Genomic DNA, 8,109 nt, shown 5'->3' with positions numbered 1-8,109 from the left:
CTAGATCCTCTAGAGTATATAATGAAGCTTAGGGCTAAGCATAAGGAGACAGGCGGGTGGTTCGGTGTCGATGTGTTTAGAGGAGAGATAGCTGATATGAAAGCTCTAGGCGTTATTGAGCCTGTAAGCGTTAAGATCAACGCTATAAGAGCTGGTACAGAGGCTGCTGCTTTAATCCTCAGAATCGATGATCTCATCGCTGCTGCAAGATCTAAAGGTGCTGAGGAGAAGGGTAAGAAGGAGGAGAAGAAGGAGGAGAAAGAGGAAGAGAAATAAAGTCAAGGGTATAGAAAAGCCTTTTTACCCCTTTTATCTCACTCAGCTAAACTATCGCTATATAGAGGATCTTTTTATATCTTTATTATATAACCTTTTATGGGGACACCATGTATCCCTGGCTAACTAGATATTATAGCCATATAATTGAGCTTGATAGGAAGACCTGGTTAAGAAAAGATCATATTGAAAGGGGTGTTATGTATAGAGTTGAGCCCATGCCACCCTTTTATAGGGGGAGTAATAAGAAGATCTCACTGCCGCCTCCTAAGATACCCAGAGGGGTAGACGCTTCAGAGATTCTCTTAACGAGGAGATCTATCAGGGATTTTGCTGATAAGCCACTTGATATAGAGACGCTATCATCCCTTCTCCATCTAGCTTTCGGCGTTACTAGATGGGAGAGGGGTGTCTATGGCTATAAACTATATCCCCTCAGATCATTTCCTAGTGCAGGTGCACTCCAACCAGTTGAGATATATGTTTCAGCACATATGGTGAAGGATATACCTCAAGGGCTATATAGATATATTTTTCTTGATCACTCATTAGATCCCTTGAGGGAAGGCTATTATGGAGAGTTGCTAGCTAGAATAGCCCTAGATCAAGATCATGTTGCATCCTCAGCTATTACAATAATAATCACAGTTCTATGGGCTAGATCTGCGTGGAAATATGGTTCTAGAGGATATAAATATGCTCTTCTAGATGCTGGTTTTGCAGGTGAGAATCTATATATAGCATCAGGGATTCTAGGGCTTGGAACCTGTGCCGTTGGGGCTTTCTATGAAGAGGAGTTGTGTGAGGTGCTAGGCATAGACTGTGTCTCCGAGATCCCTGTTCTCATGATGCCAGTCGGCTATCCCCAAGATATTCTAAATTAGAGACAATACATTTTCTTTGTTTAAAGGCGAATTTCCAGCTTCAACCTAATATATAACCTTTTTCTCCCCCTTTTAACTATATTGTGGGATATGCGATGCTCGAGCCCAAGCATAGAGCGGATATAGGGATTATAGGGGGTTCGGGCCTCTACGATCCAGGAATGCTAAGCGATATAAAGGAGGTTAAGATACACACCCCATATGGAGAGCCCAGCGACTATATAGTGATAGGTAAATATGGGGGTAAAACTGTGGCATTTCTCCCGAGACATGGTAGGGGTCATAGGATCCCTCCTCATAGGATAAACTATCGCGCAAATATATGGGCCCTCAAAAGCCTGGGGGTTAGATATATAATTGCTGTGAGTGCTGTTGGAAGTCTGAGGGAGGATTATAGGCCAGGGGATCTAGTGGTTCCAGATCAGTTTATAGATATGACTAAGTCGAGGGAATATACATTCTTCGATGGCCCCCAAGTAGCCCATGTATCGATGGCAGAGCCTTTCTGCGAGTTCCTCAGAGACATGATTATAAGGGTTGGGAGAGAACTAGGCTTCAGAATCCATGAGAAGGGAACCTATATATGTATCGAGGGCCCTAGATTCAGTACAAAGGCAGAGTCGCGGGTCTGGAGGGAGGTCTATAAAGCGGATATAATAGGGATGACCCTCGTGCCAGAGGTTAACCTAGCTTGTGAGGCCCAGATATGCTACTCCACACTAGCTATGGTAACAGACTACGATGTCTGGGCTGAAAAGCCCGTTACAGCTGAGGAAGTTGCTAGGGTTATGGCTAGTAATGTTGATAAAGCAAAGAAGATCCTTTCAAAATTGATCCCAGAGCTTCCCCAAGAACCCCCTATCGAGAAGTGCAGCTGCTGTGAATCGCTAAAGACAGCGCTTGTATAGAATTCATTAAATAAATTTGTGAATCGCCATGTTAGGAGATATAGAGATCGCTGTAAACAGGGCTGTAGAATTCGCTAACAACATATATAGAGAGATCGAAAAAGGTATAAGGAGTAGAGGTAGAGTTGCCCTACTCACAACAGGCTGGCTCAAAAGCCCAGGATGCCTAGCTATTCACTCTATATCCTCGTTTCTTAGTAATATTGAGGCCCACCACATAGATCTTGGGTTCTTCACACGATATATAGCTCCATATAGATCTTCAATGGATGCTGAGGGAGAAAGGACATGGCTAATCATATATGGGAATCCAGCGAATCCATGGAGCTCTATGACGGATCGTTTTGCTAAGAGCCTCTCAATGCTGGGGTATAGCGGGATCATGCTAAGATCTAGTATTAATAAGGAGCATGAGAGCCTCGAGGGGATAAAGATTATTGATATACCCAATAACATAGATCCTATATTAGTATATTTAATATCAACAGCGAAAGCCATACTTGAGATAGCTAGGAAAGAGAATCCCTCTCCACGAGTTACCAGACTCTCCGAAGAGATATCTAATCTAGCACCCGCTATACCCGATATCTTTCAGCGATATGAAGCGAGGCTTAGGGATCTAGTAGATAAGATCTCGGCGCAGAACCTAGCCCTGATAACTACATGCACCTCAAGAGCATTTGCAGAAGGACTCATCCTAGATGGCTGTAGCTCTATAGACGTCTTCGAAATAACAGATCTGCATAATGTAGATGCGATTAAGAAAGCAGCAGCCATAGTATATCTGGAAGCCGAAAAAGATCTAATGCTACAGACTATGGTTTTAAAAGGAGCCATCGATCTTATGCTCAGAACAGATCCTATATCATCACCGATCTATTATAGAATATTATCCATGATTATATCGAAAATGCTTAAGAAGAAGTAACAAGCTAAAACCGCTTGCCGTTTCTCCCTAGGTGCAACCATGAATTTATATAGAATGATTAGAATGTCACCTAGGGAGTTCCACCTCGCCCGAAGGGCTCTCCTAGCCCGTCCCATAGGCTCATGGCTGGCTGTCGAGCCCAACGGCACGGGCTCTCACCTAGGATGAGCCTGTGGGCTTAGAGCAATGTTCTCATCACCTGCGCGGATTACCCATATTGATTAAACTCCACCAAACAGATCTAATAAAGGTTTCTGCTCTATACTTAATCCCACAACCTAATATCTACCCCTCAAAGAAGATATAATGGCTCTACATAGAAGAAAGGGTAAAAGCTTATATAAGCTCCTCTTGAGGAAATATGATGGGTCCTCTAGATGAAGAGGTTTGAGGAAGAGGAGGAGTGGGAAGAGGAGGAAGAAGAAGAGCTAGAAGAAGAAGAATGGGAGGAGGAAGAGCTAGAGGAAGAGGAGGAGGAGTGGGAGGAAGAGGAGTTCGAGGAGGAGGAAGAGGAGGAGGAAGAAGAATGGTAGATATTCAGGACAACCCAATCTATTTATAACGATTAAGAAGAGGTTTTTATAGTAAATCGATTACTAATTAATATTGAAAAGAAGGGTTAGCATTCTCCATCTACTTATGGCATTCTCGCCATGGCAGGTGGTTCATCACGCTTCCTCTTAGGGCCCTTATTACAGTGTTTGTTCTTAGCCTTAACTGCCTAGGGCATGAGCTATACAGCGATCTAAACAGAGCACTAAACATATTGAAAAACGATAAGAGAAACGGTTAAGCAGATAAAGAAACAGATCTCATACATCATGTACCATAATGGAGTAGCCCCCACAAGGAGGACAACCCTCGAGATCCCCAGTAGAAATCCTGCCTTTTAAGGCTGAGAAGGGAGTCATAGCTATTCAACCTTAGATATATTAGTGAGAAGGCGTAGAGGAGCATAGATTTATTTCTGCTTACCCACACACTTTTAGGTGGCGAGGGTGAGTGGTGATCGCTCTGCAGCTGGTGAGGCTAGGTTCTATATTGCAGAGCATTTCTTAGGGGTTTTCATGTTAGATAGTGCTGGTGAAGTGATTCTCTATGAACTAAGGTCTAAGGATCTATCATCTCTTGTAGAGTCTCTCTGGACTAGAAGTGAGGGTAAACTTGATGAGGTATATACCAAGTTTATTGAGAAGCTCAAATCTTCTGAGGAGTATAGGAAGGCCTTCTATGTAGTTGAGGAGCCTGAGGTTGCTCGAGCTCTTATTGCTGAGGGATTCAATGTCTCAATAGATCCTTACAACAATGTTTTCGCCCTTTTCAGGGAGAGGATCTTAGATCTATATGTTAAAATTGGTATATTTAAAAACGTTGATGAGGCTAGGAAGTACATTAGGGATGTTTCTTTAGAGCTCTCTAGAAGGGGGCTTAGGAGGGTTGCTACTAAAAGGGATCTGCTGGCGATCCAGAGTATAAGGGCTATAGATGATATAGATAAGACTATTAATCTATTTGCAGCAAGGCTTAGAGAATGGTATAGCATCCACTTCCCCGAGCTAGATCAGATAGTAGGGGATCATATGCTCTATGCGAAGATTGTGAATAGTATAGGGGATAGATCCTTGATGGATGAGGATAGTCTAAAGAGGATAGGGGTTAGCGAATCTCTGGCAAAGAGGATAGCTAGTATGTCTAAGAAGAGCATCGGTGCAGATCTCTCGGAATTCGATCTTAGACCGATACAGACGCTTGCGAAGATAATGTTAGAGCTAAGCGAGTTGAGATCATATTTAACGGATTATAATACACTTGTAATGAAAGAGGTAGCACCAAACGTTACGGAGCTTGTAGGCCCCCTCCTAGGTGCGAGGCTTCTAAGCCTAGCAGGAAGTTTAGAGGAGCTCGCTAAGATGCCTGCTAGCACGATCCAGGTGCTGGGGGCTGAGAAAGCCCTTTTCAGAGCACTCAGAACAGGTGGAAAGCCTCCTAAGCATGGAGTTATATTCCAGTTCCCAGAGATTCATAGGGCTCCTAGATGGCAGAGGGGTAAGATAGCAAGGGCTCTAGCAACTAAGCTGGCTATTGCTGCGAGGGTCGACTTCTTCACAGGCAGATTCATAGGTGATAGGTTGAAGAAGATATTGATGGAGAGAATAGATGAGATTAAGAAGCTATATCAGAAGCCTCCACCCAGAGAAGAGAGGGTTCAGAGGGCTGAGAAGAGGCAGAGAAGGAAAAAATAGGTTTGGGAGGAAAAAGATAATAGGGGTGGGATATTTTGTCAGAACCTGTAAAGATCTATGAGCACCCTAACTACAAGGGCGTATATGTTGTGGAACTCGAAGACGGCTCTGCAAGGCTCGCAACGAAGAACCTTGTCCCAGGTAAAAGGGTATATGGGGAGAGGCTGTTTAGATATGGCGATAGTGAGTATAGGGAGTGGAATGCATATAGAAGTAAGCTGGCAGGAGCTCTTCTAAAAGGTTTAAAGGAGCTCCCCATATCCCTTGGATCCAGGGTTCTCTATCTAGGCGCAGGATCCGGGACAACCCCTAGCCATGTTTCAGATATAGTTGGTAAAGAAGGTGTTGTATATGCCGTGGAGTTTGCACCAAGAGTTATGAGGGAGTTCCTAGTTGTTGCTGAGGATAGAAAGAATATAGTGCCTATACTGGCCGATGCTAGAATCCCCACTAGATATAGATATATCGTGGAAACAGTTGATGTTCTATATGCTGACATAGCACAGCCTGATCAGGCAGCGATAGTATCGGATAATGCTAAGTTCTTCCTGAAAGACGGAGGATATCTATTAATGGCTGTAAAGGCTAGGAGCATAGATGTTACTATGGAGCCTAGCGAGGTTTATAAGAGGGAGATAGATGTTCTTAAAAGCAACGGCTTCGAAATATTAGATGTTGTCCATCTAGAACCATTCGATAAGGATCATGCTATGGTATATGCTGTGTGGAGGAGAAAGGCCTAGCGGGTCTTCAAATGAGTATCGGAGAGGGTTTAAGATTTATAAGAAGCCTAGATGAGAGAGGGGGTATAAAGGCTGAGTATCTAGTGAAACACGAGGAGGAGGAGTCTGAATATGGTGTTTATCCGTGGAAGAGACCCATAAGATCGCATATAGAGTATGGTGTTATAAACCTCGATAAACCCCCCGGCCCTACGAGTCATGAGGTAACTGCATGGGTTAAGAAGATGCTTAACATCTCCAAGGCAGGACATGCAGGCACCCTAGACCCAGGCGTCTCAGGCGTGCTTCCCATAGCGCTTGAGAAGGCTACTAAAATCATAGGGATTGTTACACATACATATAAGGAATACATTACGCTTATGCAGCTCCACGGTGATGTGGAATATGATAGGCTATTGAAGGTGATCTCGATGTTTATCGGTGAGATCTATCAGAAGCCACCCCTAAGATCCTCTGTGAAGAGGGCTGTGAGAAAGAGAAGGGTTCATGATATAGAGGTTTTAGAGGTTGATGGTAGAAAGATCCTTATGAGGGTTAAGACGGATCCTGGAACATATATTAGGAAGCTATGTCACGATATAGGCCTTATACTAGGTGTTGGAGCGCATATGAGGGAGCTGAGGAGAATAGCTACGGGACCCTTTAGAGAGGATGAGACGCTAGTTACTCTTCATAGGCTCTCAGAGGCTATATATCTTTTTAAAAACGGTGATGAGGCTATGCTGAGGAAAGTCATATTACCTATAGAGTATATGGTGTCCCACCTACCAAAAATTATTATCAGGAATAGTGCTGTAGGATCTATAGCCCATGGGGCAATGCTTGCGGTACCTGGTATCGCTATGGTTAATAAATCAATTAGAAAGGGTGATCTAGTAGCCATCTTAACTGTTAAGGGTGAACTGGTTGCAGTAGGTGTTGCTGAGATGAGTGGTGAGGAGATGATTTTCAGGGATAAGGGGGTGGCTGTGAGGATTAAAAGGGTTGTAATGCCCCCAGGAATATATCCAGATATATGGAAGAAGCTTAAAAAGGATCTGACCTCCTCCCCGCCCTAAAGAGGCGAGGCTTTCAGTTGTAAATCCCTAGGGTTTTGGATGCTTATCTAGCTCCTCTTTCTAGGAGTCTGGCAAGTGTGTATGTTGCCATAGATAGCAGTGTAATATATACAGCTGGGAAAACAGTTGATAGGAAGATCAGTATTATGGCGTTTGATAGCATCTCCCTAACCTCATCCCTATCCACGTTATAAAATGGGTTTAGCAGGGGCTTCGATGGTGCTCCCTTCACATACTGTATTTCTATAACATGCGCACCCGGATCTAGTAATTTATAATAATTATAACCCTCTATTCCAGCCCAGCTCCAGGATCTCTTATCATCCCAGGTTGTTTGGTTGCCATCTATGTTTAGAGACGCTATCACTGTATAGTATGGTGTGGTAACCAAGAGGATCGATGTGGATGTTAGGTGTAGCACTAGCTTCATATACCCCCTCCCAGGATCTTTATATATGATGTAATATGTAAGCGCTGGTGGCGTGTGGATCAATATATAGGGTGTGTCTGAGGCTAGAACACCATCTATAGTGATTACATAGCTGCAGTTCTTAAGCATACATTCATTTCCTAGGAATATAGATGAAGATGAATATAGCCTCCACCCAAACATCTCAAGTGAGAAATAATATATCTTACCTATAGGCAGCCCGGGGGTTTCATTCATAATAGCCTCACCTCTATCGTTTACCGGTATCGCAGCTATCTCAGAGCCTGGGGTTGTATCTGGGTTCTGATATACTAGCAGTAGTGCATCTCCCAAAGCTCCTCCACTAAGATCTCTAACCTCGATCGATGGATAGGCCTTGTTGCCAAGCGTCTTAGGAGACATAGGATAGACCGTCGATATAAATAGAGGCATTGCTGGGAGGGCTATTGAGAATACCAGGGTGAAGGCTATGAGGATCGAGCCTGCTCTTTTGAAGATCCCTAGTGGGAGCGCGTATATAAGTATTCCAATTGCTAGTAGTTCTGAGTATTTAGTGCTTATTATGATGCTTAGTATTTGAAGCGCTATAAGGCTAATCATTGCTGTTGATAGGAGGGATGTGATTCTAGATAGGATTGG

At 43.6% G+C, this 8,109-nt stretch carries 9 protein-coding genes; 8 read left to right on the top strand and 1 reads right to left on the bottom strand.

The window, feature by feature from the left end; all coding sequences use genetic code 11:
* The 8 genes from QXE01_10075 to QXE01_10040 form a co-directional block, all read left to right on the top strand.
* The coding region (locus QXE01_10075; GenBank protein ID MEM4971580.1) for a TCP-1/cpn60 chaperonin family protein at positions 1–276 on the top strand (276 nt) is incomplete at its 5' end.
* Between the two features lie 110 nt (positions 277–386).
* On the top strand, positions 387–1,160 hold the full coding sequence (locus QXE01_10070; GenBank protein ID MEM4971579.1) for a SagB/ThcOx family dehydrogenase: 774 nt from the start codon (positions 387–389) through the stop codon (positions 1,158–1,160).
* Positions 1,161–1,255: 95 nt separating this feature from the next.
* Complete coding sequence (locus tag QXE01_10065) at positions 1,256–2,068, top strand: S-methyl-5'-thioadenosine phosphorylase (GenBank protein MEM4971578.1); 813 nt, start codon at positions 1,256–1,258, stop codon at positions 2,066–2,068.
* A gap of 28 nt (positions 2,069–2,096) precedes the next feature.
* Positions 2,097–2,996, top strand: coding sequence for a hypothetical protein (locus QXE01_10060; GenBank protein ID MEM4971577.1), 900 nt, complete (start codon positions 2,097–2,099; stop codon positions 2,994–2,996).
* Between the two features lie 377 nt (positions 2,997–3,373).
* Complete coding sequence (locus QXE01_10055; GenBank protein ID MEM4971576.1) at positions 3,374–3,529, top strand: hypothetical protein; 156 nt, start codon at positions 3,374–3,376, stop codon at positions 3,527–3,529.
* A gap of 465 nt (positions 3,530–3,994) precedes the next feature.
* Positions 3,995–5,239: a C/D box methylation guide ribonucleoprotein complex aNOP56 subunit gene (locus QXE01_10050; GenBank protein MEM4971575.1), complete on the top strand. Its 1,245-nt coding sequence runs from the start codon at positions 3,995–3,997 to the stop codon at positions 5,237–5,239.
* Positions 5,240–5,274: 35 nt separating this feature from the next.
* Positions 5,275–5,982, top strand: a complete 708-nt coding sequence (locus QXE01_10045; protein ID MEM4971574.1) for a fibrillarin-like rRNA/tRNA 2'-O-methyltransferase — start codon at positions 5,275–5,277, stop codon at positions 5,980–5,982.
* Between the two features lie 11 nt (positions 5,983–5,993).
* Positions 5,994–7,040: an RNA-guided pseudouridylation complex pseudouridine synthase subunit Cbf5 gene (locus QXE01_10040; GenBank protein ID MEM4971573.1), complete on the top strand. Its 1,047-nt coding sequence runs from the start codon at positions 5,994–5,996 to the stop codon at positions 7,038–7,040.
* Positions 7,041–7,083: 43 nt separating this feature from the next.
* On the opposite strand, the gene QXE01_10035 is transcribed toward QXE01_10040, so the two are convergent.
* Positions 7,084–8,109 (bottom strand): hypothetical protein (locus QXE01_10035; GenBank protein ID MEM4971572.1); only part of this gene is annotated, 1,026 nt, incomplete at its 5' end.

The sequence above is a fragment of the Sulfolobales archaeon genome (assembly GCA_038897115.1).
GTDB lineage: Archaea > Thermoproteota > Thermoprotei_A > Sulfolobales > AG1 > AG1.
The sequence above is the reverse complement of the archived record's forward strand: the minus strand, read 5'-3'. Positions and strand labels throughout refer to the sequence as shown.

Bases quoted from the DNA above. Each gene is read 5' to 3' on its own strand.
- QXE01_10040 (MEM4971573.1), top strand. From the start codon at position 5,994: ATGAGTATCGGAGAGGGTTTAAGATTTATAAGAAGCCTAGATGAGAGA.
- QXE01_10055 (MEM4971576.1), top strand. From the start codon at position 3,374: ATGAAGAGGTTTGAGGAAGAGGAGGAGTGGGAAGAGGAGGAAGAAGAA.
- QXE01_10070 (MEM4971579.1), top strand. From the start codon at position 387: ATGTATCCCTGGCTAACTAGATATTATAGCCATATAATTGAGCTTGAT.
- QXE01_10060 (MEM4971577.1), top strand. From the start codon at position 2,097: ATGTTAGGAGATATAGAGATCGCTGTAAACAGGGCTGTAGAATTCGCT.
- QXE01_10065 (MEM4971578.1), top strand. From the start codon at position 1,256: ATGCTCGAGCCCAAGCATAGAGCGGATATAGGGATTATAGGGGGTTCG.